25 protein-coding genes and 1 tRNA gene are annotated in these 23,745 nt (G+C 65.9%); 18 read left to right on the top strand and 8 right to left on the bottom strand.

The features are described from left to right. Window positions 1-136: 136 nt before the first annotated feature. Together RJT48_RS07320 and moaA are read right to left on the bottom strand one after the other, a co-directional pair. The gene (locus RJT48_RS07320) at window positions 137-868 is read right to left on the bottom strand and encodes a type 1 glutamine amidotransferase (protein ID WP_311171615.1); all 732 of its coding nucleotides are present in this window, start codon (window positions 866-868) and stop codon (window positions 137-139) included. A 187-nt stretch (window positions 869-1,055) separates the two neighbouring features. Then, a complete protein-coding gene (moaA, locus tag RJT48_RS07315) occupies window positions 1,056-2,051 on the bottom strand; it encodes a GTP 3',8-cyclase MoaA (RefSeq protein ID WP_311171614.1) in 996 nt (331 codons plus the stop codon). A 148-nt stretch (window positions 2,052-2,199) separates the two neighbouring features. On the opposite strand from moaA, the gene RJT48_RS07310 reads away from it, so the two are divergent. From RJT48_RS07310 to RJT48_RS07295, 4 genes are all read left to right on the top strand, one after another. Next, window positions 2,200-3,243, top strand: coding sequence for an Mrp/NBP35 family ATP-binding protein (locus tag RJT48_RS07310; RefSeq protein ID WP_311171613.1), 1,044 nt, complete (start codon window positions 2,200-2,202; stop codon window positions 3,241-3,243). Window positions 3,244-3,245: 2 nt separating this feature from the next. Continuing rightward, window positions 3,246-3,881, top strand: coding sequence for a uracil-DNA glycosylase (locus RJT48_RS07305; protein WP_311171612.1), 636 nt, complete (start codon window positions 3,246-3,248; stop codon window positions 3,879-3,881). Window positions 3,882-3,926: 45 nt separating this feature from the next. Beyond that, complete coding sequence (locus RJT48_RS07300; RefSeq protein ID WP_311171611.1) at window positions 3,927-4,685, top strand: TIGR04282 family arsenosugar biosynthesis glycosyltransferase; 759 nt, start codon at window positions 3,927-3,929, stop codon at window positions 4,683-4,685. A gap of 73 nt (window positions 4,686-4,758) precedes the next feature. Further along, window positions 4,759-4,842: transfer RNA gene (locus RJT48_RS07295), tRNA-Ser, on the top strand. Window positions 4,843-5,522: 680 nt separating this feature from the next. On the opposite strand, the gene RJT48_RS07290 is transcribed toward RJT48_RS07295, so the two are convergent. The 4 genes from RJT48_RS07290 to RJT48_RS07275 all read right to left on the bottom strand — a co-directional run bounded on the left by RJT48_RS07290 (window position 5,523) and on the right by RJT48_RS07275 (window position 9,127). Next, window positions 5,523-5,933: a DUF8133 family membrane protein gene (locus tag RJT48_RS07290; protein WP_311171610.1), complete on the bottom strand. Its 411-nt coding sequence runs from the start codon at window positions 5,931-5,933 to the stop codon at window positions 5,523-5,525. Window positions 5,934-6,047: 114 nt separating this feature from the next. Beyond that, window positions 6,048-7,133 carry a DUF7096 domain-containing protein gene (locus RJT48_RS07285; protein WP_311171609.1) on the bottom strand — a complete coding sequence of 362 codons (1,086 nt, stop codon included), beginning with the start codon at window positions 7,131-7,133 and terminating at the stop codon, window positions 6,048-6,050. A 124-nt stretch (window positions 7,134-7,257) separates the two neighbouring features. Beyond that, window positions 7,258-8,586, bottom strand: a complete 1,329-nt coding sequence (locus tag RJT48_RS07280) for a helix-turn-helix transcriptional regulator (protein WP_311171608.1) — start codon at window positions 8,584-8,586, stop codon at window positions 7,258-7,260. 94 nt (window positions 8,587-8,680) lie between these two features. Next, the gene (locus tag RJT48_RS07275) at window positions 8,681-9,127 is read right to left on the bottom strand and encodes an archease (RefSeq protein WP_311171606.1); all 447 of its coding nucleotides are present in this window, start codon (window positions 9,125-9,127) and stop codon (window positions 8,681-8,683) included. 184 nt (window positions 9,128-9,311) lie between these two features. On the opposite strand from RJT48_RS07275, the gene RJT48_RS07270 reads away from it, so the two are divergent. The 4 genes from RJT48_RS07270 to RJT48_RS07255 all read left to right on the top strand — a co-directional run bounded on the left by RJT48_RS07270 (window position 9,312) and on the right by RJT48_RS07255 (window position 13,309). Further along, window positions 9,312-9,998: a hypothetical protein gene (locus tag RJT48_RS07270; RefSeq protein WP_311171605.1), complete on the top strand. Its 687-nt coding sequence runs from the start codon at window positions 9,312-9,314 to the stop codon at window positions 9,996-9,998. A gap of 371 nt (window positions 9,999-10,369) precedes the next feature. Then, entirely contained in the window at window positions 10,370-11,728 is a 1,359-nt protein-coding gene (locus RJT48_RS07265) for an RNase J family beta-CASP ribonuclease (protein WP_311171604.1), read from the top strand. 1 nt (window position 11,729) lies between these two features. Further along, a complete protein-coding gene (gene idsA3 / locus RJT48_RS07260) occupies window positions 11,730-12,776 on the top strand; it encodes a geranylfarnesyl diphosphate synthase (protein ID WP_311171603.1) in 1,047 nt (348 codons plus the stop codon). A gap of 137 nt (window positions 12,777-12,913) precedes the next feature. Continuing rightward, window positions 12,914-13,309: a DUF7344 domain-containing protein gene (locus tag RJT48_RS07255; RefSeq protein WP_311171602.1), complete on the top strand. Its 396-nt coding sequence runs from the start codon at window positions 12,914-12,916 to the stop codon at window positions 13,307-13,309. Between the two features lie 484 nt (window positions 13,310-13,793). On the opposite strand, the gene RJT48_RS07250 is transcribed toward RJT48_RS07255, so the two are convergent. Next, window positions 13,794-14,477, bottom strand: a complete 684-nt coding sequence (locus RJT48_RS07250) for a haloacid dehalogenase type II (RefSeq protein WP_311171601.1) — start codon at window positions 14,475-14,477, stop codon at window positions 13,794-13,796. Window positions 14,478-14,612: 135 nt separating this feature from the next. On the opposite strand from RJT48_RS07250, the gene RJT48_RS07245 reads away from it, so the two are divergent. The 4 genes from RJT48_RS07245 (at window position 14,613) to RJT48_RS07230 (ending at window position 19,220) form a co-directional block, all read left to right on the top strand. Continuing rightward, window positions 14,613-16,328, top strand: coding sequence for a glutamate--tRNA ligase (locus RJT48_RS07245; protein WP_311171600.1), 1,716 nt, complete (start codon window positions 14,613-14,615; stop codon window positions 16,326-16,328). Window positions 16,329-16,496: 168 nt separating this feature from the next. Further along, window positions 16,497-17,048: a hypothetical protein gene (locus RJT48_RS07240; RefSeq protein WP_311171599.1), complete on the top strand. Its 552-nt coding sequence runs from the start codon at window positions 16,497-16,499 to the stop codon at window positions 17,046-17,048. Between the two features lie 63 nt (window positions 17,049-17,111). Beyond that, on the top strand, window positions 17,112-18,422 hold the full coding sequence (hisD, locus tag RJT48_RS07235; protein ID WP_311171598.1) for a histidinol dehydrogenase: 1,311 nt from the start codon (window positions 17,112-17,114) through the stop codon (window positions 18,420-18,422). Window positions 18,423-18,428: 6 nt separating this feature from the next. Continuing rightward, entirely contained in the window at window positions 18,429-19,220 is a 792-nt protein-coding gene (locus tag RJT48_RS07230; protein WP_311171597.1) for a class I SAM-dependent methyltransferase, read from the top strand. 6 nt (window positions 19,221-19,226) lie between these two features. On the opposite strand, the gene RJT48_RS07225 is transcribed toward RJT48_RS07230, so the two are convergent. Further along, a complete protein-coding gene (locus RJT48_RS07225; protein WP_311171596.1) occupies window positions 19,227-19,652 on the bottom strand; it encodes a universal stress protein in 426 nt (141 codons plus the stop codon). Between the two features lie 134 nt (window positions 19,653-19,786). On the opposite strand from RJT48_RS07225, the gene RJT48_RS07220 reads away from it, so the two are divergent. The 6 genes from RJT48_RS07220 (at window position 19,787) to RJT48_RS07195 (ending at window position 23,715) form a co-directional block, all read left to right on the top strand. Then, entirely contained in the window at window positions 19,787-20,155 is a 369-nt protein-coding gene (locus RJT48_RS07220) for a HesB/IscA family protein (RefSeq protein ID WP_311171595.1), read from the top strand. Window positions 20,156-20,219: 64 nt separating this feature from the next. Then, window positions 20,220-20,471 carry a DUF5816 domain-containing protein gene (locus RJT48_RS07215; protein ID WP_311171594.1) on the top strand — a complete coding sequence of 84 codons (252 nt, stop codon included), beginning with the start codon at window positions 20,220-20,222 and terminating at the stop codon, window positions 20,469-20,471. Window positions 20,472-20,779: 308 nt separating this feature from the next. Next, complete coding sequence (locus tag RJT48_RS07210) at window positions 20,780-21,121, top strand: DUF7116 family protein (RefSeq protein ID WP_311171592.1); 342 nt, start codon at window positions 20,780-20,782, stop codon at window positions 21,119-21,121. Between the two features lie 305 nt (window positions 21,122-21,426). Continuing rightward, complete coding sequence (locus RJT48_RS07205) at window positions 21,427-21,633, top strand: dodecin (protein ID WP_311171591.1); 207 nt, start codon at window positions 21,427-21,429, stop codon at window positions 21,631-21,633. An 81-nt stretch (window positions 21,634-21,714) separates the two neighbouring features. After that, window positions 21,715-23,097: a bifunctional metallophosphatase/5'-nucleotidase gene (locus tag RJT48_RS07200; protein ID WP_311171590.1), complete on the top strand. Its 1,383-nt coding sequence runs from the start codon at window positions 21,715-21,717 to the stop codon at window positions 23,095-23,097. Between the two features lie 210 nt (window positions 23,098-23,307). Further along, entirely contained in the window at window positions 23,308-23,715 is a 408-nt protein-coding gene (locus RJT48_RS07195; protein ID WP_311171965.1) for a universal stress protein, read from the top strand. Window positions 23,716-23,745 lie beyond the last annotated feature (30 nt).

Below are 23,745 nucleotides of genomic sequence, written 5' to 3'. Positions count from 1 at the left end.
CCATAGATTATCACCTTTGAGAAAGAACAGGGGCTCAGGCGTCTCCTCGTTGAGCCTGTGGCAGCTCCTCAACGATTCTTGACGTCTTTTCCGGTGGGAATGTCTGATAGAGAAATCACAGCTACGGCGGTCCATATCAGTCCTCGACCGTAGCGATTCCCTGGCCACGCGTCCGTTCGACGACCGCCAGGAAGTTGTCGAACACGTCCGTCGCGGCCGCCGCTTCGGCGTAGCGGTCCGGCGTCGCGTCGGCCAGGACGGCGTCGATCCGCTCGTCGGGAACGCCCTCCTCGCGTTTGCGTTCGGTGACCATCCGGGCCGTCTCCAGATCGTACTCCGGGTGGAACTGTACCCCGAAGGTCATCCCGACGGCGAAGGCCTGGCAGGACCGCTCGTTGCCGGCGAGTTCGCTCCCGCCGGGCGGGAGTCTGAGCACCTCGTCGGAGTGGGTCTCGAAGGCGACGAACTCCGCGGGCATCCCCTCGAACAGCGGCGACTCGTCGTATCGCTCGATCCGTCGGTAGCCGAGTTCGTACTCGCCCATATCCGCGACACATCCACCGAGAGCCTGTGCGAGGAACTGGTGTCCCCAGCAGACGCCCAACATCGGCACGCCGAGTTCGTGGAGGTCCCGGACCAGTTCCGCGAGCGTCTCCATCCACGGTTCGTGTTCGTACACGGACGTCTGTGACCCGGAGATGACGACGCCGTCGTACGCCCACGACCCGTCTGCCCCCGGCCACTCGGGGAACTCGTTTTCGCTGATCTTGAACGCCGTCACCGTCGCATCGAGTTCGCGACGGAAGTTGCGCTCGGCGGGCGTCTCGCCCACCGACGCGTCGAAGAGCGCGACGTGAGATGTGCTCATACCAGAATATACGTCCCCACGTGGCTTTAATATTGTTCAGACTGTTCAATCTCGTGCACAACCGGATCTCGCAGAGGCGACCTCCCAGAGTTCGGGATAGTATGGCGAATCGTCGCTCTGTGACGCGATCGGCGGTTCGAGGTCGGATCCGACAGACAATTGGGTCGGCGGCGTCGCGCTTGAACGGTCAGACGTTCGTCACTGGTGCGTCGATGTACTCGTCGTTGACGACCCACTCGCCGTCCTCGCGAACCATGTACTCGCCGTAGTAGGGAACGCGGTTCGCGACCGTCTCGCGGAACGTCTCACGGATCTCCTCGCGGCTCATATCGCCCATCGACCGGAGGTCGTCGTTGCGGTTCAGACAGCCCTTCAGATACCCCTCGTGGGTGACGCGGACGCGGTGGCAGTTCGCACAGAAGTTCGGGTTCTCCACGGGATCGACGATCTCGACCATTCCGCCTTCCCCGTTCGGGTCGTCGTCCTCGCCGACGTAGTAGCGGCGGCGGTTGTGCATCTCCCGGGTTTCGACGCGATCGGCCCGGTCTTCGAGCCAGTCGTGGACGCGGTCGATGTCGATACTCCACTCGGGGTGGCCCGTCAGTTCGGGCATATACTCGATGAGCTGGAGTTGGAGGCCCGAGTTCTCCGCGACGTGGTCGACCATCCCCTCGACGTAGCCCGCGGTGTGTTTGAACACGACCATATTCAGCTTCACCGGATCCAGGCCGGCGTCGAGAGCGGCCTCGACGCCCTCGATCACCTTCTCGTACGCCCCGGATTTCGTGATCTCCGCGAACGCGTCAGGTTCGATCGCGTCCTGAGAGACGTTGACTCGTTCGAGGCCGGCCTCCCGGAGGTCCTCGGCGCGGCCGGGGAGGAAGGTCCCGTTGGTCGTCATCGACACTTCCATCGAATCGGGGACGCGCCGGATAATCTCCTCTAGGTCCCCTCTGAGCATTGGCTCCCCGCCGGTGAACTTCACCTTGCGGACGCCGAACTCCGAGACGACCTCGAGGAAGCGCACGACCTCGTCGGCTGTCATCTCGTCGTCCTGTGGATCCATCGGGCCGCGGGTGTCGCCGAGCCCCTCGTTGTGACAGTAGACGCAATCGAAGTTGCATCGGTCGGTCAGAGAGACGCGGACCCCGGACACCTCGCGCCCGAAGTCGTCTTCAAGCATCATCGGACGGTTCGGCCCAATGGTGATAAATTCGGCGTCAATCTCCGGGTACAGGTAACTAATTTCAGTTACTTCACGGCGTCAGATCGGGGGAGAGTCACCGGAACCGTTCAAAACGCTTATCGGCGGTTCACACCCATATGGCCGTATGAACGAGGAAGCCGTCCGCGAGCGGCTCAGTACGGTCTCCGACCCGGATCTCGGCGACGACATCGTCTCGTTGGGGCTGATCAACGCTGTCGACGTCGACGACGACGCGTCGGTCGTGCGTATTTCGCTTGCGCTCGGCGCGCCCTACTCGCCGAACGAGACGGAGATCGCAAGCGGCGTCCGCGAGGCGCTGTCCGACACCGGCTACGACGTCGAACTCACGGCGAACGTCCCATCGGAGGTCGATCCCGAGGAGGACGTCCTCCCCGGCGTCGAGAACGTGATCGCCGTCGCCTCCGGCAAGGGTGGTGTCGGGAAGTCGACCGTCGCGGTCAACCTCGCCGCCGGCCTCGCGGAACTCGGCGCGCGCGTCGGACTGTTCGACGCTGACGTCTACGGGCCGAACGTCCCGCGGATGGTCGACGCCGACGAGGCACCGCAGGCGACCGGGAAGGACACCATCATCCCCCCCGAGAACTACGGGATGAAGCTGATGTCGATGGCGTTTCTGGTCGGCGAGGACGACCCGGTGATCTGGCGCGGACCGATGGTGCACCAGCTTCTCACCCAGCTCGTCGAGGACGTCCAGTGGGGGGACCTCGACTATATGATCCTGGATCTGCCGCCGGGCACCGGCGATACACAGCTGACGGTGTTGCAGACGCTGCCGCTGACTGGTGCCGTGATCGTCACGACGCCGCAGGACGTCGCCGTCGACGACGCCCGCAAGGGCCTGGAGATGTTCGGCAAACACGACACGAACGTCCTCGGCATCGTCGAGAACATGTCCACCTTCCGCTGTCCCGACTGTGGCTCGAGCCACGACATCTTCGGCGCGGGCGGCGGCGAGGCGTTCGCCGCGGAGAACAGCCTCCCGTTCCTCGGGTCGGTTCCCCTCGATCCGTCGGTGCGGACCGGCGGCGACGGCGGGAAGCCGATCGTCTTAGAGGAGGGCGAGACGGCCGACGCGTTCCGCCTGCTCACCGAGAACGTGGCGGATATGGCCGGCGTGGTCCGGCGGCGGGAGGCCGCCAAGCGGTAAGGATGGACGCCAATCAGGGCTCTCTCGCGAACCCCTTCGGGATGGACGAGGCGTGTCGAAACTGCGACGGCCTCTGCGGGTCGCGGGAGCACGTCGTCCACGGCTACGGCGACGTCGGGGGAGAGTTCTGCTTCGTCGCCGAACGGCCGAGTCCGGGCGCCGACCGGACCGGCGTTCCGTTCACGGGCGATGCGGCCGGCGAGCGACTCCAGCGAATCCTCGGCGAGCTCGGCTTTGCGCGCTCGCCGCCCGACGCTGCGGAACCCGACCTCCAGAACGCCTTTATCACGTATCTCACGCGGTGTCGCCATCCGGAGCGCGCGCCGACCGACGAGGAGATCCGAACCTGCGAGCCGTATCTCAACGCGGAGTTGCGGATGATCAACCCCGAGATCATCGTGCCGATCGGCCAGCGAACGCTCGATGCCCTGGCGATCGATTACACGATGAACCGACCCGGCGACGTCGACGTCGCCGAGGCTCACGCGACGACGATACGCGGCCGCGGGTTCGAACTCGTCCCGATGATCGCCCTCGACGAGCAGACGGACGAGGAGACCCGGGCGTTCGTCGATCACTTCCTGGAGAACGTCTTCACTCGGGATTACCGGCAGACCAAGGGCCGCCGCAGTCGGTAGCACCGGAAACGCCGGGTTGAAGACCGACGACCGCCCAGAGAAGGTATGACCGTCGTCGCCGTTCTGGCCGACCCGCCGCGTCCCGGACTCGCACTTCCTCGCCTCGCGGAGACGAGCCCGCTCTCGAACGCGGACGCCGCAGCGCTCTCGGAGGCTTTGCTCAGTGACACGCTGCAGGCTGTCGAGCGCTCCGGCGGGGAACTGCTCGTGAACTACCGCTCCGACGACAGCCTCCCGGACGCCCACGTCGATTCCGAGGAGTCCGCCGAGGACGCGCTCCGCGCCATCGCGGACGAGACCCTGGAGGACCCATCGGAGGCCCGCTTCGAGGTGCAGGTCGGCTCGGACTTCTCGGCGCGCGCGGGTAACACCGTCACTCACCTCCTCCGCGAGGAAGGGGTCAGATCCGCGGCTGTCGTCCGCGGCGACGCCCCGTTCCTGCTCCGCTCGACCGTCGACTCGGGGGCGATGAAACTCCGGACGAACGAGGTCGTCCTCGGGCCGTCGACGGACGGCCGCGTCTTCTTCGCGGGCTTCCGCGCGCCGGTCGACTTCGAGAACGCCTACGCGTCCCCCGAACTGGAGACGCTCGTCGACTGCGCGAACGAGGCCGACCGCGACGTCGGGTTCCTGGAGATGCAACCGACGGTTCGAACGAGCGCGGACCTGGCGACGCTCGTTTCGACGATCCGCGCGCGGTGGCAGGCCGACCGGGTCGTCCCCGAACACACCGCTTCCTTCGTCGTCGACAACGACCTCTTCGTCGCCGACAACGGAGACGACCCCACTGTCGTCCGGGAGTGAGGACTTATCCGGGACCCGGATACCGGAAGGCGACCGACAACTCTTAGACGCGTCGTCGGCAACGACTGCCCGTGGTGGGATGGCGGAGTGGCCTAACGCGCCTGCCTTGAAAGCAGGTATCCTCACGGATTCCTGGGTTCAAATCCCAGTCCCACCGTCTCTTGCGCGAGCGACAGCGAGCGCTATCGCGGAGACTGCTGGGATTTGAATCAGAGAGCGGATCTCCGATCCGAGACCGTGGTTCAAATCCCAGTCCCACCGGTACTCTGTGCGAACGAAGTGAGCACTGTTGCGGATACGAGGGAATTTGAACCCGACGAGTCGCAGCGACCGAACGAAGTGAGCGCGACCGCCTCGGCTCGGTTCAAATCCCAGTCCCACCGTCGTTTTCGGTCCCACGGGGCACCTTCGGAGTCAGGTAGCCCGCTTTGCTGCGGCCTGGTGACGATTTGAAGGATTAGCTGTCCATCCCCATCGTGGACTCGACGCTGATTCACGGGATGGGTCACCCGAACTCCCCGAGAACACGTATTTCTCTCGGCTTCAGTGCGAGATCCGATCGCCTCTGGTACGGAATCGTCTACGGTGCGACCACTCGCTTGTCAAGTACTTCGATCGCAACGGGTGGGGGAATGCGTCAGCGGGGTTGCCCCGTAGGAGGGCCACCGACCAGGAAGGGTGGGGGAGGGGGAGAGGGGGGGCGAACCGGGTCGGATCGAACTGCGTCGCGTCGGTGGGGACCGACTCGTGGACGGCCCAACCGGGGCACTTCCGACTACGACGGGTATGTACCTAAAACCGATCTTGTCTCAAAGAACCGTTTTACTTATCGGACGTTCATCGTCGGCCGGACGGCAGCAGAATCAGCGCGCCCGGAATCGAAAGCGTCGCGAGTCGAAGCGGATTCTCCCGGATATCGAAGTCGGGGTCGAGTGGTTCCCCCTGGACGTCGGTGATCCGGAGCGACGAGTAGTAGACGATCAGATGCGTGGCGAGATACGCGATCGTGAAGGGAACGAGCATCGGGTACTGCATCCCGAACTGCGCCGCGAGCAGATCGAACACGATGGCCGTGACCGACGACACGGACAGAAAGTCCCCGATCTGCAGGGTCGCGCCGGTGAACGCCGTGATGGCCGTATCGACCGTCGACGACGTCGTCGGTGTGTACAGAAACGCCGTAAAGACACTGGTGGCTACCAGCGCCATTCCTGCGAGAAACCCGACGACCGGGTACGCATACTCCATCGTGTCGGCGGTAATCGTGGAACGATAATAATCCTGCTCCTCCGCTATCAAAATTGAATCTGGGAGTTCAAGAAGCGCCGGAATATCTGCCGTGGCGGAATGTCGATCGCCGTATCAGTCGTTTACAGCCGCATTTTCGCCCGCTTCGCCGTTATCGGAGTTGCCGGGATTGTCCGGCGGTCCCCCATCGCCGCCGTTACCATTTCCCGAACCACCATCGGTCGGGCCGGAACCGCTCCCACCGCCCTCACGGGACGTGTTCCGATCCTCGCTCCCGTTACCGCCGGGGGCCTCACCGCCGCTGGCTCCGGCTGCGCCGGCGTCTGACGCGTTCGTGGGTCCGCCGGCGGCCTCCCCGTTCGAGGCGTTTCCGGGACCTCCGGCGCTATTCCCGGTAGAAACGTTCGCGCCGGCACCAGTGACGCCGTCAGTCCCGTTTCCCGGACTCCCGTTCCGTTCGGGTGCGTTACCGGCTTGTCCAGGGCCTCCACCGGCTGTGCCGAGTCCCCGTCCGGCGTTTCTGCCTGCAATCCCACGGGCGATCGCGGCCGTCTCCGGGCCGGAGAGATTGCTCGCCTCGGTTCTGAGTCGTTCGATGTTCGAGGTGTTGATTCCCTTCCGTTCTCGAACCTCCGCCGGCAGCGACGAGGCCGACTCGTTCGTCTGGTTCAGCCGGCGGTCGATCGCGTTGATCTTGGCACTCAGCCCGGCGACCCGAGCACGGTACTGACCCTCTGAGAGTTCACCGGCCTCGTAGGCCTGCTCCAGTTCCGCACGGCGATCACGGAGGGTTTCGAGCCGTTCCTGGGTGGCGTTCAGTTCGTTGGCGACGACGGTCGCCTTGGACTCATTCGACGCTGCGGCGGCTACACGCAGTCCGAACGCGCGGGACCCGACTTCCTCGCTGACTTCGGTCCCCTGGACGGAGACGACCCCCGCAAGCTGTGCACCGGGCTCGATATCGCTCGTCGAGCCGTTCGTGTCCGACGTGTTCTCTTCGGCCGTCTCGTTTGCTGTCGGCGTCGCAGTTTCCGTCGATCCGTTCGCGGGCGTGGCGGTCGCAGTCTCGTTGATCTGTGCGACTCCCGCCGAGAGCGCACCCGACGACGACGCGTCCCCCGACGACGCGGCGGCGACGCCGACCGGGGCCATCCCGATCACGACGACGAGCGCGACGACGAGCGCAGATACGGTTTTCATCATCTGTCTGTTACTCACCTGGACCCATATAGTATCGACATCCTTACGCCCATTTAGCCCGGATTAAGTCGGGTTAGATCCCGTCGCAGTCGGCGTATTGTGTCGCTCATTGAGCAGCCGCGCCTCACTCTTCGTCAGGACCGCTGGGACCGAACTCCTCGTCTGGGAGGACGAGGACGTTTTCCCGTCCCAGCCGGAACGCGTCGAGGTCGCCCTCGTCGCGCATCTTCCTGACCACCTGGCTCGTCTTCGCGTCGGTCCAATCGAGCGTCCCTGCGACCTCCTGCTGTTTCATCCGTCCGCCCTTGTGTTCGACGAGCGCGAGCACGCGCTCCTGGTTGCTCAGCAGTTCGTCCTCCCAGGGATCCACGTCGCCAGTGTCTTCCTCGCCGCTCGCGGCGGCCGATTCGGCCGCTTCGCTTCCGCTCTCGTCGTCGCTGTCGGCGGCGGTACCTGCCGCGGCGCCGGCTGTGGCCCCCGCCACCGCGCCAGCGTCCGGCTCAGCGGCCGCTGCTTCGTCTGCTCCGATCGTTCCGTTTCCGGCCCCGGCACTCACATCGTCCGATTGCGAGGCTTCGGGAGTTGCTGCGGCGCCCGAGGAGCCACCGTCCCGACCGCCACCCGCGGCCGCGACTGGGCTTCCGCCGTCGTCCTCGCCCTGCCGCAAGACGTACCAGCCACCGACGACGACCACGAGCGCGAGCACCACGAGCGCGGCGACGAGCGGCAGGCTGCCGAGTCCGCTGTCGGTTCCCCCGTCGTCGTCGCCGCTTCCGTCGACAGCGGCGGTGGTGGTGTCACCGCCGGCCGCCGCCTCTGTGACGACGAGCGTGGGCTCTTCGGGGCCGAAATCAAGTGGGCCGGACCAGACGACCACCTGCGAGTCCTCGCGTCTGTCCGTCGGTTCCGGCTGAACCGTCTCGATCCCGTAGCCCGCCGGCCAGGAGAACTGCAGCGACGTCTCGCTGTCGAGGAAGAGTCCCGCGAGGGCGTCACCCGCCCGGATCTCCCCGTCCTCGACGGCGGCGAAGTTCGTCCAGACGAACGTGTACGTGACGACGCCGTAGTCCTGCGGGAGTTGCTGTCGCGTCGCCGCCACCGAGACGTTCTCGATCGCCATCTCCCGGCCGGTCGCGTTCTCGGCGGTCTGCGCCGTCGCCGTCATCCGGTCGCGGAACTGCCCGGAGTACTGCGATTCGTTAGCCTCGATGTCGTCACGGAGCGAGAGAAACGCCTCCGTCGCGTTGTCGTCGTCAAGGCGGACCCGATACTCGACGGTCCACGCGGCGGAGCCATCCGAGCGAAGATCGATCTGCAGCGAGACGTCGTCCGGATCGATCTGCGTATCGGCGATCGTCCCCGTCGGCTGCGCCGTCGCCCCCGGTGCTGCTGCACCGAGGAGCGCGACGACCACGAGGCCGAGACAGGCGAGGCGCGCTGCGCGGTCGGGCATCTTACACCCTACTCGAAGCGGGGGGCACAAACAACTTCCGAGAAGGAAAGGCCCGTATCCGACAAACCGCCGTGGTGTCGGAGGGGTTACACCGTTAGACGTCGAACACGACGTACGCTTCCCACCCGGAATCGGTCTCCTGGATCCGCATCTCCGAGTAGGTGACCGCTTTTACCTCTCTGGCGTCGACCGCCGAGAGCGGAATCCCGCGTGCGGTGCCGGCCAGTTTCCACTGGGATTCCGTCTCCTCGGTCGCGTCGTCGTTTTCCGCCTCCGGCGGGTCGACCTCCACCTGATTGTCGACGGGAAGGACACCGCGGACGTCGCGCTCGTAGATGAGTTGATCGAGGTAGTCGAAAAGCAGCGCCTCCCGGTTTTCGGCCGCGACGGTGACCTCGAACTCCGACCCTCCGTTGTCGGGAATCTCCTCACAGGACGCCGCCGCAAGCCCGTCGGCGACCGATCCGAAAAGCGTCGAAAGATCGGGAGCCGTCGCTTCGACCGCGACGTCGGCGGTGTGATCGCGGAGTTCGAAGCTCATACGTCCCCGAGGACGCGCCGCCCGGGAGTGTCTTCCGGTCGGCGACGCGGTGGCCTCCGATTTTGGCGACGCGGTGGCCTCCGATTTTGGCGACGCGGTGACCTCCGATTTTGGCGACGCGGTGACCTCCGATTTTGGCGGCGGCGGCGAGGAACTTTATCGTGCTCGCGCCCCTGGATCGAGTATGACGAATCAGGTGGACACCGGACAGGCGTACCGCGAGATCGACCGCTGGGACCGCGGCGTCGGCTGGATCGGCCGCCCCGACGAGAAGATGCAGCGCGCGAGCCACGCGCTCGTCGGCGACGAGGGCGGTGTCTGGGTGATCGACCCCGTCGACGCGCGGGGCCTCGACGACCTGCTGGCCGAACTCGGCGACGTCGTCGGCGTCGTCCTCGGACTCGACAGACACAAACGGGACGCCGCGCGGGTCGCGACTCGCCACGACGTCCCCGTCTACATCCCTGAGTGGATGTCGGGCGTTGCTACCGAACTCGACGCGCCGGTCGAGCGGTTCGGGGGCACGCTCGGCGAATCGGGCTACGAGGCGTTCACCATCCGCGACGCCTCGTTCCCGCCGTGGCAGGAGGTCGGACTCTATCACCGCGAGGACGGGACGCTCGTGGTTCCGGAGGCTGTCGGAACGGTCTCCTTCTTCTGTGCGCCGGGCGAGCGACTGGGTGTTCACCCGATGCTGCGTCCGGTTCCGCCGCGGGACGCGCTGAGTGGGTTCGCACCCGACCGGATCCTCGTCGGCCACGGCGCGGGGGTGACGACTGACGCGGCGGCGGCGCTCCGGGACGCACTCGACGGGGCGAGGCGGAATCTTCCGGGCGCGTACGGCAAGGCCCTCAAGGAACTGCTGTCGTAGGCGAGTCCGGAGACGATCTGTTGCCGTAGCGACGAGTCTCCCCGTCCCTTCCTCTCGTCCGATCGTTCGCCTCCGGCCGAATCCGTGCCCTGCGCCCCGAACCAGCCTTGCGTGACACGCGAGCACACGCGCTGGCTCCGACCCGGTTAGTTTTTAGTACCGGGCCGTGAATCGATCAGTATCAGACTTCCCGCGGGCAAGTGCTCCGGAGCGTCCGGAGCACGCGGGGCCGACGCCGACGCGCTGTAAGACGCCGGGGCCGATCGGTCCCGAGACGGTCCGTCCGCGACGACTGACGGCCGTCGAACCACGTGGGACGTTTCAGTGAGCACCCTCGCCACGTCAGTGGCTTTCGATGCTCGGATACGACTATGGAAATCGAAATCGCAACAATCGGCGGATACGAAGAAGTCGGTCGACAGATGACGGCCGTTCGCGCGGGCGACGACGTCGTCATCTTCGACATGGGCCTGAACCTCAGTCAGGTCCTGATCCACGACAACGTGGAGACCGAAAAGATGCACAGCCTCGATCTGATCGATATGGGCGCCATCCCGGACGACCGGGTGATGTCCGACATCGAGGGCGACGTACAGGCCATCGTGCCGACGCACGGCCACCTCGACCACATCGGCGCGATCCCGAAACTCGCCCACCGGTACGACGCCCCCGTCGTGGCGGCGCCCTTCACGATCGAGTTGGCGAAACAGCAGGTCGAAGACGAGACGAAGTTCAGCGGGAGCTTCGACAACGACTTCGTGAAGATGGAGGGCGGCGAGACGATGTCGATCGGCGACTCCGGCAACGTCGAACTCGAGTTCGTCCACGTCACCCACTCGATCATCGACGCGATCAACCCCGTGATCCACACGCCCGAGGGCTCGATCGTCTACGGTCTCGACAAGCGGATCGACCACGATCCCGTACTGGAAGACCCGATCGATATGGAGCGCTTCCGCGAGATCGGCCGCGAGGGCAACGGCGTCCTCTGTTACATCGAGGACTGTACGAACGCAGGCCGGAAGGGGCGGACGCCCTCCGAGTCCCACGCCCGGCACCACCTCAAGGACACGATCCGGTCGATGGAAGACTACGACGGCGGGATCGTCGCGACGACGTTCTCGTCGCACGTCTCTCGGGTCTCCTCGCTCGTGGAGTTCGCGAAGGACATCGGCCGTCAGCCGGTGCTGCTCGGTCGCTCGATGGAGAAATACTCCGGTACCGCGGAGCGACTCGGCTTCGTCGACTTCCCCGACGACGTGGGGATGTACGGCCACCGCAAGTCCGTCGACCGGACGTTCAAGCGGATTATGAAGGAGGGCAAGGAGAAGTTCCTCCCCGTCGTCACGGGTCATCAGGGCGAGCCGCGCGCGATGCTCACGCGGATGGGCCGCGGCGAGACCCCCTACGAGATCGAGGACGGCGACAAGGTCATCTTCTCGGCGCGGGTCATCCCCGAACCGACGAACGAGGGCCAGCGCTACCAGTCCGAGCGCCTCCTGAAGATGCAGGGCGCCCGGATCTACGACGAGGTCCACGTCTCCGGCCACCTGCGCGAGGAGGGGCACTACCAGATGCTCGATGCGCTGCAGCCCCAACACGTCATCCCCGCCCACCAGGACCTGCAGGGCTTCGCGCCGTACGTCGACCTTGCGGAGTCGCAGGGCTACGCGCTCGGTCGCGACCTGCACGTCACGCGGAACGGGAATCTGATCCAGCTGGTGGAGTGAGATGAGTTCGGAAGCGACGGAGGAGCGGGTACTCGAGGCGGTCGCCGAGCGACGCGAACTCGTCAACGGCGCCCTCGACGAGGAGATCCCGATGCAGTCGCCCGAGCGGCTCTACGAGGCGACGCGTCACCTGCTTTTGGCCGGCGGCAAACGCCTCCGGCCGACCGTCTCGCTTCTGACCGCGGAGGCGCTGGCCGACGTCGAGCCGCTGTCGGTCGATTACCGCTCGTTTCCCGCGCTCGACGGCACGGAGATCGATATGCTCGCGGCGGCCACGAGCATCGAGGTCATCCAGTCGTTCACGCTGATCCACGACGACATCATGGACGACGACGACCTCCGTCGCGGCGTCCCGGCGGTGCACAAGGCCTACGACACGGAGATGGCGATTCTCGCGGGCGATACGCTCTACGCGAAGGCCTTCGAGTTGCTCTCGGAGACCGGCGCCGACCCCGCAAACGGGATCGACGCCGTCCGACGGCTCGCGACCACCTGCACCCAGATCTGCGAGGGCCAGGCTCTGGACGTCGAGTTCGAGCACCGAACCGGGGTGATTCCCGACGAGTATCTGGAGATGATCGAACTGAAAACCGCAGTACTGTACGGGGCCGCAACCGCCACCGCGGCGGTCCTGATGGGCGCCGACGACGAAACCGTCGAGGCGCTCTACCGCTACGGGATCGATTCCGGGCGTGCGTTCCAGATCCAAGACGACGTCCTCGATCTGACCGTGCCGTCCGAAAAGCTGGGCAAACAGCGCGGTTCGGACCTCGTCGAGAACAAGGAGACGCTCATCACGCTCCACGCGCGCCAGCAGGGTGTCGACGTCGACGGACTCGTCGACGCCGACGACGTCGAGTCGGTGTCGGAACCGGAGATCGAAGCGGCCGTCTCGGAACTCGACGCCGCCGGATCGATCGACTACGCGGAGGCGAAGGCTCGCGAACTCACAGAGAACGCGAAGGACCATCTCGCGGTCCTCCCTGACAACGAGGCGCGGACGCTGCTTTCGGACCTCGCCGAGTATCTCATCACTCGCGGGTACTGACCGCCGGCGCTCCGACAGGCCCCCGGTCCCCCGCTACCTGGGATTCCCCCGTTTCTCGAGCTATGGCCTTTGACGCTTACCTCGATAGTGACTATCACACGAGTAGGTTTTTATATTATGTTATTATTTTGTCCATTATGGGGGACTCACAGGAAAACAGCCAACAAGACGAGAGAGAGGGGGAAGAACGTCCTCCGCCACGGTTGGCTGAGGACCAGTTCTATCGGGCGCTGGCGGCAGCCCACCGTCGACGTCTCCTCCATCATTTGGTTGTGGAGGAAGATAGTAGCCTCGACGAACTCGCTACTGTCCTTAGCGAGTGGCAACCGACGACCACTGGCACGACAGATACGTCAGCGGACCGGTCGGAAATTCGTCTCACCCTGGTCCACAATCACTTGCCTGGACTCGACGAGGCGGGACTGATCGACTACAATCCGCAAAGCGAATCCGTCCAGCTTGCACCGCTACACCCGCAGGTTGTGGATATCATTCGCCGGAGTATCGAGGCGGAGCAGCGTCCAGAGTCGTAGTGATGCCGGATGGTTGATTGCAGAGCTTCGAGACCGCGAGCAGCGCGTTACCATCTCTTGGAGTGGCAACCGACCCGACATCGAAGCGTGACTCACCTGGGAGTCCGGAGCCGTTCATCGAGATCAAAGCCGCTGGCGAGGTCGTGAGAACCACCGACATCGACACAATCGAGGAGCTGGACGGACCATCGATCCGATGCTTGTCGAAGAGATCGCAACGGCGCGTACTACAGTTCGACCCGCGACGGATAGCCTCGATGAGGAGGGAGGACACCGCTACCTATGTGGCTCCGTCCGCTGGGCCGAACGATTCGATCCACGACAACGGGGATCTGCGGATCGTTCTCCGAGTCTCTCGCGATCTGGCAGCACCGCACCGATCCTCCGAATCCGCGCAGCCAGTCATACTGAGTACGCTCGTCGCTGCCCGCCGAAAGCCGTCAACGGGGATGGCGCTCGGCGAGAAAAGTGAGCGTACTCGGTATCAGACTCCGAGCGCCTCGCAGAGGTCGTGAAACGAGTCGATCGTCAGATCGGGTTCCCCGTCGAACGGCTCCCAGGGCGTCCCCTTCCGATCGACGCGGATGCCCCACATTCCGGCGTGTTTCGCCCCCTGAACGTCGAACCAGCCGGCACTCACGTGGGCGATCTCGTCGATCGGCGTGCCGGTTCGCGCGGCGGCGTGGCGGTAGATTTCGGGGGCTGGTTTGAACGTCTCCACCTCGTCGGCGCTGATCGTGTCCTCGATCAGGCCCTCGATCCCGGCGTGTTCGACCATCGACGCGAGCATCTCGGGGTTGCCGTTCGAGACGACGTAGCAGTCGTACCCGCCGGCGCGCAGCCGGTCGATACCCTGACGGACGTCGTCGAACACGTCGAGTTCGTGGTAGACGGCGAGGATCTCGTCGCGCTCCGCCCGGGAGATATCGACCCCGTGGGCGTCGAGGGCGTACTGCAGGGCGTCGCGGTTCATCTCGTAGAAGGGCTGGTAGGCGTCGATGTGGTTCGCGACGAACGTGTACTCGAGCGACCGCGCGCGCCAGAGTTTCGAGACTGGTTCGGGGTCCTCAACGCGGGCTTCGAGCGCCGATTCGGCGGCGTCGACGTCGACGAGGGTGCTGTAGGAGTCGAACGTGATGGTGGTCACGCGGTCCGGATCGAACGTCATCGGTCGACGAACGAGCGCCGGACGGATATACTGTCGGACGGGAGCAGACGGTCGGAGCACAGTCGCCGTGGACGAAAGCATCCACAACCCCGAATTCGCGCCCCTTTTTTACTGCGGAGTACCCACCGACGCATAATGGACGACGATCTACGCGAACGAATCGAACGCGAGGCCGAAAAGCACGCGCTTTTGAACGCGGTGAAATACGAGAGCGACGCCGACGTCGGCGCGATTATGGGGCCGCTGATGGGCGAGAATCCCGATTTCCGCCCACACGGGGACGAGATCCCCGGCGTCGTCGGTGGCGTCGTCGCCCGCGTCAACGACCTCTCGACGGCCGAGAAACGCGAGCGACTGGCCGAGCTGGCACCCGAGGAACTCGAAGAAATCGAAGCCGAAGACGAGGGTGAGGAACACGACCTGCCGGACCTCCCGAACGTCGACGACTACGACGAGGTGCGGATGCGCGCTGCCCCGAACCCGAACGGCCCTTGGCACATCGGCCACGCCCGGATGCCCGCGGTGATCGGTCGGTACAAAGAGCGGTACGACGGCTCCTTCATCGTCCGGTTCGACGACACCGACCCCGAGACGAAGCGGCCGGACCTCGACGCCTACGACGCCATCCTCGAGGACATCGACTACCTCGGCTTCGAACCGGACGACGTCATCATCGCCTCCGATCGGCTGGAGACGTACTACGACCACGCGCGCGAGCTGATCGACGCCGGCGGCGCGTACACGTGTTCGTGTTCCGGCGAGGAGTTCTCGGCGCTGAAAAACGATGCCGAACCGTGCCCGCACCGCGGGAAGGACGCCGAGACCACCCGCGAGGAGTTCGAGGCGATGGTCGACGGCGACTATGCGGCCGGTGAGATGGTCCTCCGAGTTCGGACCGACATCAAACATAAGAACCCTGCCCTCCGCGACTGGGTGGCCTTCCGGATGATCGACACGCCGCACCCGCGCCCGGAGGCTGCCGAGTACCGCTGCTGGCCGATGCTCGACTTCCAGTCTGGCGTCGACGATCACCTCGCCGGTGTCACGCACATCATCCGCGGGATCGACCTCCAGGACTCCGCGAAGCGCCAGCGGTTCGTCTACGACTACTTCGGGTGGGACTACCCGGAAGTGGTCCACTGGGGCCACGTCCAGGTCGACGCCTACGACGTGGAGATCTCGACGTCGACGCTGAAAGCCAAGATCGACGCGGGAGAACTCGACGGCTGGGACGACCCGCGCGCGCCGACGTTGAAGAGCCTCCGGCGCCGCGGGATCCGTGGCGAGGCCGTCGTCGAGGCGCTGGCCGCGCTCGGGACCTCCACCGCGAACGTCGACCTCTCCGTGAGTTCGATCTACGCCGCGAACCGCGACCTCGTCGATGACGAGGCCGACCGCTACTTCCTCGTCCGCGACGGCGAGCGGTTCGCCGTCGACGGCGGCCCCGACGCGGGTCACCCGCCGCTGCACCCCGACCACGAGGAGCGCGGCGACCGGACCGTGCCCGCCGCCGAGGGCGTTCTCGTCGAACCGGAGGACCTGCCGAGCGAGGGCGAGCGCGTCTGGCTGAAAGGCTACGCCTGCGTCCGGCGGGAGGGCGACACCCTCGTCGCGACTGGCGACGACATCGAGGTGGTCCGCGCCGGCGACGTCGACGTCGTCCACTGGGCGCCCGCGGAGGGCGGCATCGACGTGCGGATGCGAACGCCGGACGGCGACGTCACCGGCGTCGCCGAACCCGACTTCGGGACGACCGAGGTCGACGACGTCGTGCAGTTCGAGCGGGTCGGGTTCGCGCGAGTGGACGCCCACGACGACGAGGAATCGGTGACCTACTGGACGCACCCGTAGCTGCCGATCCAGTCTTCGTGGCGTGGCCGCCTGCCACTCCACTGTGATGCAAGCGCCCCGAATTCTCTGTGCACCGCGAAAAATGAGCCAAAACGGGGCGAATTGCAGTTGACGGCGAACCCCATTTATCCGTCGCAGGCCCCGACCCCCGAGCGAGATTCGACACCTATGAATACAAAACTGATCGTGGCCGTCGTTCTGATCGTGGCTCTCGGAGCGGGGGCTGTTGTGGTGGGGGGAGACCTGCTTTCGGGCGGGAATAGCGACGATACCGAACCGTTCCCGACAGCGACGGCGACACAGACACCTGCGAGCGGCGACGACGGGGGAGCGGAGGGGGCAACGACGACAGCGGCGTCGACGGGGACGCCGACGCCACCCTTCGCGTTCACGATCGACAACATCGAGGAGTGCGGCCAGACCTGCCGTGACGTCACCTCGACGCTGACGAACCAGCAGGACACGACTGCCGAGGACGTCACCGTCTACACCCGGATGTTCGCCGGCAACGAGACCAACGAGGACGACGAGGTCTGGCGCGGCAGCGCCGACGTCGGCACGCTGGAACCCGGCGAGTCTCACACCGAGACCCGTCGCGTCGAACTGTCGCTGTCGGACGGGCTGGCGATCCAGAACGCGGGCGGCTGGATCACCATCCAGACCACCGTCGAGACCGCCGATCAAACGATCACGTTCTCCGAGCGGCGGAAGGTCGCCTGATCCGGGGACTCCCAGCCGGAGGGATCCGGAACGTCCTTACCCGACGACGGCGAACCTATGGGTATGACACTGGGAGTTCGGGCCGTCTCGGAACTCTCGCCCGCCGAGCGCGCTGCCCTTTTCGACCGGGACGCGGGGGTCGACGAGGTCCGGGGCGACGTGCGAGAGATCGTCGGCCGCGTCCGCGAGGAGGGCGACGTCGCCGTCCGCGAGTTCTGTCGGAAGTTCGACGACGTCGAGGTCGGGAATCTGGACGTGACCGACGACGCGGAACGCGCCTACGAGGCGATCGACGACGACGTGCGCGAGGCGATCGAGACCGCCGCGGCGAACGTCCGAGCGTTTCACGAACGGCAGGTCCCCGACGACTGGCGGGACTCGTTCGGCGATGACACGACAGGGGAGACGGGCCGCCGCGAACTCGGCCGTCGCTTCCGCCCGCTGGACTCGGTCGGCGTCTACGCCCCCGGCGGCACGGCCGCGTATCCGTCGAGCGTACTGATGGGCGTCCTGCCGGCGACGGTCGCGGGCGTCGAACACGTCGCGCTCGCGACGCCGCCGGCCGAGGAGATCAATCCGGTCACGCTCGCGGCCGCCCACGTCGCCGGCGCCGATCGGATCTACAGCGTCGGCGGCGCGCAGGCGATCGGCGCGCTCGCGTACGGCACCGAGACCGTCACGAGCGTCGGGAAGATCGTCGGGCCGGGCAACAAGTGGGTCACCGCCGCGAAGGCCGAGGTACGAGGCGACGTCGATATCGACTTCCTGGCGGGTCCCTCGGAGGTGCTGGTCTTGGCTGACGACACCGCCGATCCCGACCTGGTCGCGGCCGACCTGCTCGCACAGGCCGAACACGACCCCAACGCCTCGGTCGTGGCCGTGACCGACGACGAACGCGTCGCGGAGGCCGTCGTCGACGCCGCCGAGGCGCAGGTCGAGGACCGCGAGCGGGCGGACGTGATCCGGGCGGCGCTCGATAACGACGCCTCGGGGGTCCTGCACGCCCGGTCGATGTCGGAGGCCGTCCTGTTCGCCGAGGAGTACGCCGCCGAACACCTGTCGATCCAGGCCGACGACGACGAGGCGTTGCTCGACCGGATCACGAACGCCGGCAGCGTCTTCTTGGGTCCATACACGCCGGTCGCCGCCGGCGATTACGCCTCGGGGACGAATCACGTCCTGCCGACGTCCGGCGGAGCGAAGCGCTACGGCGGGCTCTCGGTCGACACCTTCCTCCGATCGACGACCGTCCAGCGACTCGACCGCGAGGGACTGGACGCGCTGTCGGAGACGATCACGACGCTCGCAGACGCAGAGGGCCTAGAAGCGCACGCCGAGAGCGTCCGCGCCCGGTTCGACGGGGACAACGAGTAACACGGGATGGCCGACGACCGCCGCCCGCCGACGTTTTCGGACGCCTGTGCGGCCGTGCTGGCGGATCCGAGCGGCTCTCACTCGGTGCGGACGACCCTCGCGCCCATCTACGCTCGAACGCGCTCCGAGGAGTGGGGGAAGCGGCGCGCCCGCCTCGTGACTTCGCGCTTCCCCGCGGACGTCGACCGCGTCCTCGAACTCGGGTGCGGCGTCGGCACGGTCCTGCAGCGACTCGGCGAACGATACGAGGCGATCGGTGTCGACGACCGGGGCGCACAGCTCCGGTTCCCCGCCACCCGCGGCGAGGCGGTCGTCCGCGGCGATCCGTCGCAGCCACCCCTTCGATCCACCTTCGACGCCGTCTGCGCCGTCGAGGACGCGACCGGTCGTTCGTCGGCGATCGACCTCTGTGTGGCCGGGTACACTGTTTTGCGACCGGGCGGTATCGCCGTGATCGCGGCCCCGACCGATCCATCGGCCATCGCTGAACCTGGGGTCGAGACGTACAGCGGGTCCCGATACCTCTTGGAGCGCGCCGTCGACGTGACAGACTCGGCCATCGTCGTCGATTACCGAGTCACCGACCGTCGGGACGGTGAGCGTGCGGTTACGACGGAGCGACGGGCCGTCGAAACCACGACAGCCGACAAACTAACCGCTGCGTTCCGTGCTGCGGGGTTCGAGGAGGTCCTCGTGGCCGGCGAGAGCGACCTTCCCGGTGTCGTGGTCGGCCGGGGGGTCAGACCCGTCGATACCGGCGATTCCGCGGAACCCCTCCTCCCGGGAACAGAGGAGTGAGTACTGTTACGATTCGTCCCCCTGAAGCGTCAGTACCGGGATATCGGAGAGCCTGACCACCCGTTCGGTGGTACTCCCGAGCAGATAGCGATCGAGGCCGCGGCGTCCCTGGGTTCCCATCACGATCAGGTCCGCGTCCACCACGTCGGCGTAGTTGAGGATCGTGTCGACGGGATCGCCCGTTTCGACGGCGTCGACGATGTCGACGTGCGGGGCGATCCGATCGGCGGCCTTCTCGATGATCCGTTCGCCCTCGTGTTCGAGCGCGTCGACGACCTCGGTACCCAGCATCGTCACGCTGTCGCGGTTGGTGTCGGCGACGTACAGGAGGTGCAACGTCGCATCGTGCGCCGCAGCGAGTTTGGCGGCATAATCGATCGCGGCGTCGGCCTGGTCGCTCCCGTCTGTCGGGGCGAGGATCGTGTCGTACATACGGGTCAGTTCGGCGGGGAGTTGGATATATCTCCGGTCGTCGAGACGACGCCCTGATATAACCGATATCGGTTACTCCCCGGACAGTTGAGTAGCGTCACCATTAACTCCGTTCGTCTGCTACTGATTCGCATATGAGCACAGAAACCGCCGGCGGTGACGGCGGCGAGGGGACAGTGACCGTCACACAGGAGGCTGCAGCGGAGGCGCTCCGGCTCATCGAGTCGGAGGGACTCGACACCGACGAGGCCGGACTTCGGCTGTTCGTCCAGCAGGGCGGGTGCGCGGGGCTCTCCTACGGAATGCGGTTCGATCACGAACCCGAACCGGACGATGCGATTGTCGAACAGCACGGACTCAGAGTGTTCGTCGATCCGGCAAGTCAGAACTACGTCGGCGGCTCGACGCTGCAGTACGAGGGCGGCCTCCAGGGTGCGGGCTTCCACGTCGAGAACCCAAACGTCGTCAGCGAGTGCGGGTGCGGCGAGTCGTTCCGGACCTGACCCGTCCGCGCCGACCGCGGCGTGGTTCCCCCGAGACTATATCGTTCTGTCCCGAAGTGGACGTATGGCAACAGAACTGGATGCCGTCCAGAGCCCCGACGGGGAGACGGTGTACGTCGACCGATCCGACGCCGAAGTCGGCGCACAGGCGCCGTTCTTCGTCGTGTACGCCACGCCGGACCGTCTCGACCGCTGGGGCTTTTTCTGTGGAAACTGCGAGTCGACCGACACCGCGATGGACACGATGGGCCGCATCGAGTGCAACGTCTGCGGTAACGTGAGAAAACCTGACGAGTGGGACGCGGCCCACGAGTGAGGCCGGGGCCCATCGCTGGACGCTGCACCGACTCGTCGCCTAAACTTGGACGGATTCGTCGCCGAAAGCTGGACTGAATCGCAGCCTAAATGTGGACTGATACTGATTACTCTCACTTTTTACCGCCGAGCGCTACCCCCGTTGGCGGCGTTCGGCGGGAAGAGACGAGAGTAATCAGTATGACTCCTCGCCACTTTGGAGTCGATTCGCGGCAGATCTTGGATCGAACCGTCGTCGCCACTGACCGATCCCAGAGTGTGGTATCCGGTGCCAAGATTTATGCTACCTGGTATCGTAGCAGCAGGTACATGCCCCCTGTCAGCATGCCTCCCTCGGAGGACGCCCGGGCGATCTTCCGTCGGCTGGGCTACAGTGTTTCGGGCGACGGACCGGACTTCGTCGCCGAGCGAAAGTGGCGCACGGTTCGCGTCACGGCCGTTTCCGATGGCGACGACCTCAATGGACGCCGTCTGCTCGCCGACGGTGGCGAGCCGTCGGGCGAGTATCGATTCCGTTGCTTTGTCGCACCGAAGAAAGCCACAGGGGACGTACAGCACCGACTCGCGAGTGTCGATCCCGGCTACGAGTGGGCGGTGATCGGCGTCGGCGACGACGGCGACTACGACGTTCATCGGCCCGAGGCGAGCTGAATCGGACCGCTGTTCTCGCGTTCGACGACCTGCCTCACCCTGACACTGATTGCTCTGACTTTTTATCGCCGAGCGCCGCCCCCGCTGACGGCGCTCGTCGGCAAGAGCCGAGAGTAATCAGTATGAGTGACATCTGACGCCGCGTGCGCGAGGGTCGGCGTCACCACTCACGCCGCGTGCGCGAGGGTCGGCGTCACCACTCACGCCGCGTGCGCGAGGGTCGGCGTCACCACTCACGCCGCGTGCGCGAGGGTCGGCGTCGCCCCCGAGATTTATCGTGTTCCGTGCTGTAGATTCGGGCGACGATGGTATTCAAGAAAGTCACCCTGATCGGCCGGAGCGGAGAGAGTTTCGATAGTGCAGTCGACGATGCGATCGACCGAGCCGAGGCAACACTCGATAACGTCCACTGGATCGAGGTAGACGAACTCGGCGTCGAGGTCGCGTCGGTCGACGGCCGAGAGTATCAGGCCGAAGTCACCGTCGCCTTCCAGCTGCGCGACGGCGAGTAATCGACAACCGACGAACCGGCACCCACGCAGGTCGCCCTGCGACCGACGGCTTCTTTTTTATTGCCCGACCAGGGCGCGTGAATGGCGCGTCTGCTCCACTACTCGGACGTCGAGAACGTCTACGACGATCCCGTCCGCGCAGCCCGGCTGGCGGGCGCGCTCCGAACTCGGAACGGCGACGACGCGCTCGTCTGCGGCACTGGCGACAACACCGCACCAGGGGTGCTCGCGCTGATCGAGCGCGGGCGACAGGCGCTCGATCTGTTCGCCGCCGTCGACGCCGACCTCGAAACCTTCGGCAACCACGATTTCGATTACGGACCCGAGGCGACGCGGTCGCTCGTCGCCGCCGCGCCGCAGCAGTGGGTGTCGGCGAACGTCCACACGAGCGACGGCGACCGATTCGCTGCCGACGACGTGGTTCCCCACACTGTCGAGTCCGTCGACGACGTCCGCATCGGCTTCTTCGGCGTCACCGATCCCGCGACGCCGTCGTTGAATCCGATGGCCGGTGATCTGCAGTTCACCGACCCATACGAGGCTGCAGCGCGGGCCGTCGACGAACTGACCGCGGCGGGCGTCGATCGGATCGTCGCGCTCTCGCATCTCGGCAGCGGTGACGACGAACTCGCACGCTGCGTCGACTTAGACGTGATCCTCGGCGGCCACGTCCACGTCGAACGCGACGAGGTGGTCGCAGGGACGCGGCTGCTCCGCCCGGGTGCGAACGGACACGTGATCTACGAGGTGGCGTTCGGTGCGGCCGGTACAGTCGACGTGACGCGGCACGAAACCGCCGACGCCCCGATCGCGGACGACGTCGTGAACGCGCTCCAGGGTCGGATCGAGGCGGCGGGCCTCGGCGAGGTGGTGGCGGTGGTCGACCGGCCGCTGGACCGGCGCGGATCGACAGTGTACGGCGGCGAGTCCCGAATCGGCAACTTCGTCGCCGACGCCTATCGGTGGGCGATGGCGACCGATGTCGGCCTGCAGAACAGCGGGGGGATCCGCGAGGGCCCGCCGCTCGCCGGGGAGGTGACCGTCGCGGATCTCGTGAGCGTCATCCCGTTCGAGGAGCCAGTCGTCCGCGCGGAACTGACCGGCGCGGAACTGCTCTCCGTGTTCCGGGAGTCTTCGGCTGCCGTCGTCGACTTCGGCGAACCGGGCTGGTGGCATAGCCACCTCTCCGGTGCGACGGTCGTCTGGGACGACGACGCGAACGAACTCCGGTCGGCGCAGGTCGGGGGCGAGCCGGTCGATCCGGACCGCACCTACACGCTCGCGACGTCGGCGTTCCTCCTCCACACCGACCACGAGTTCCCCACGCTCACGGAGCGCCACCGCGCCGGCGAGGGAGATATCCAGTTCGAGGTGCTCGCGGCGTACGCACGCGAGTGCGGGATCGATCCCGAGATCGAGGGGCGGATCCGCCGGATTTCCGGGAGTGGTGACGCCGAGGACTGATAGAACGGTTCAGGTGAGCTATCGAACAATCGATGGAAGTAGCATCCGGCAACCGAGCGGCTCGAAGAGCCCGGGAGGTCGCCGGTTCACTCGCCGGAGGCTCGCAGGCTTTTGGTCCAGCTTTTGCCGAGGGCCGGCTCCGCCGGCCCGCAGCGCAAAAGGTGGGTCTGTATGGAAACGTTCAGGGGCCGTCGAATCCTCCCACTGGACGTGACGCGCGTTGTTGTCCCTGTCCGGTACCCGCTATCGACCCACTCGAAGACCACGCTCTCGGAGGCCATCCGGATCGCCGAGGAGCGGTCGGCGGAGTTGACGGTCCTCCACGTGGATCTCTACCAGTCAGGGAAGGACGTCTCGCGGGCCGATCTGAAACAGGCTGTCGAGTCCGAGTTCGGACCACTCGAACGGACACGGTACGTGGTCCGACGCGGCTTCCTCGTCGAGGAGACGATCCTCGAAGAGGTGGCCGCCGACGAGGCCGATATCGTCGTCATCGGTGCCAAGCAGGCGGGTCGGTGGCGACAGATGATCCGGCGCGTACTCGACGATCCGGATATCGAATCCTTCCTGCGGCAGGAACTCGATTCTACCGTGATCTCAGTCCGTGCCGACGAGTGAACAGGGAACGACCCGGCAATCCGCCGCCGA

Source organism: Halobellus ordinarius, from assembly GCF_031823395.1.
GTDB classification, from domain to species: domain Archaea; phylum Halobacteriota; class Halobacteria; order Halobacteriales; family Haloferacaceae; genus Haloquadratum; species Haloquadratum ordinarius.
Note: the sequence above shows the minus strand (reverse complement) of the source record. Positions and strands in the feature narration are given on the sequence as shown.

Bases quoted from the DNA above. Each gene is read 5' to 3' on its own strand.
- RJT48_RS07270 (WP_311171605.1), top strand. From the start codon at position 9,312: ATGACGAATCAGGTGGACACCGGACAGGCGTACCGCGAGATCGACCGC.
- RJT48_RS07245 (WP_311171600.1), top strand. From the start codon at position 14,613: ATGGACGACGATCTACGCGAACGAATCGAACGCGAGGCCGAAAAGCAC.
- RJT48_RS07200 (WP_311171590.1), top strand. From the start codon at position 21,715: ATGGCGCGTCTGCTCCACTACTCGGACGTCGAGAACGTCTACGACGAT.
- RJT48_RS07220 (WP_311171595.1), top strand. From the start codon at position 19,787: ATGAGCACAGAAACCGCCGGCGGTGACGGCGGCGAGGGGACAGTGACC.
- RJT48_RS07250 (WP_311171601.1), bottom strand. From the start codon at position 14,477: ATGACGTTCGATCCGGACCGCGTGACCACCATCACGTTCGACTCCTAC.
- RJT48_RS07225 (WP_311171596.1), bottom strand. From the start codon at position 19,652: ATGTACGACACGATCCTCGCCCCGACAGACGGGAGCGACCAGGCCGAC.
- RJT48_RS07320 (WP_311171615.1), bottom strand. From the start codon at position 868: ATGAGCACATCTCACGTCGCGCTCTTCGACGCGTCGGTGGGCGAGACG.
- RJT48_RS07215 (WP_311171594.1), top strand. From the start codon at position 20,220: ATGGCAACAGAACTGGATGCCGTCCAGAGCCCCGACGGGGAGACGGTG.
- moaA (WP_311171614.1), bottom strand. From the start codon at position 2,051: ATGCTTGAAGACGACTTCGGGCGCGAGGTGTCCGGGGTCCGCGTCTCT.
- RJT48_RS07205 (WP_311171591.1), top strand. From the start codon at position 21,427: ATGGTATTCAAGAAAGTCACCCTGATCGGCCGGAGCGGAGAGAGTTTC.
- RJT48_RS07305 (WP_311171612.1), top strand. From the start codon at position 3,246: ATGGACGCCAATCAGGGCTCTCTCGCGAACCCCTTCGGGATGGACGAG.
- RJT48_RS07285 (WP_311171609.1), bottom strand. From the start codon at position 7,133: ATGAAAACCGTATCTGCGCTCGTCGTCGCGCTCGTCGTCGTGATCGGG.
- RJT48_RS07265 (WP_311171604.1), top strand. From the start codon at position 10,370: ATGGAAATCGAAATCGCAACAATCGGCGGATACGAAGAAGTCGGTCGA.
- RJT48_RS07300 (WP_311171611.1), top strand. From the start codon at position 3,927: ATGACCGTCGTCGCCGTTCTGGCCGACCCGCCGCGTCCCGGACTCGCA.
- RJT48_RS07280 (WP_311171608.1), bottom strand. From the start codon at position 8,586: ATGCCCGACCGCGCAGCGCGCCTCGCCTGTCTCGGCCTCGTGGTCGTC.
- idsA3 (WP_311171603.1), top strand. From the start codon at position 11,730: ATGAGTTCGGAAGCGACGGAGGAGCGGGTACTCGAGGCGGTCGCCGAG.
- RJT48_RS07210 (WP_311171592.1), top strand. From the start codon at position 20,780: ATGCCCCCTGTCAGCATGCCTCCCTCGGAGGACGCCCGGGCGATCTTC.
- RJT48_RS07310 (WP_311171613.1), top strand. From the start codon at position 2,200: ATGAACGAGGAAGCCGTCCGCGAGCGGCTCAGTACGGTCTCCGACCCG.
- RJT48_RS07290 (WP_311171610.1), bottom strand. From the start codon at position 5,933: ATGGAGTATGCGTACCCGGTCGTCGGGTTTCTCGCAGGAATGGCGCTG.
- hisD (WP_311171598.1), top strand. From the start codon at position 17,112: ATGACACTGGGAGTTCGGGCCGTCTCGGAACTCTCGCCCGCCGAGCGC.
- RJT48_RS07255 (WP_311171602.1), top strand. From the start codon at position 12,914: ATGGGGGACTCACAGGAAAACAGCCAACAAGACGAGAGAGAGGGGGAA.
- RJT48_RS07240 (WP_311171599.1), top strand. From the start codon at position 16,497: ATGAATACAAAACTGATCGTGGCCGTCGTTCTGATCGTGGCTCTCGGA.
- RJT48_RS07275 (WP_311171606.1), bottom strand. From the start codon at position 9,127: ATGAGCTTCGAACTCCGCGATCACACCGCCGACGTCGCGGTCGAAGCG.
- RJT48_RS07230 (WP_311171597.1), top strand. From the start codon at position 18,429: ATGGCCGACGACCGCCGCCCGCCGACGTTTTCGGACGCCTGTGCGGCC.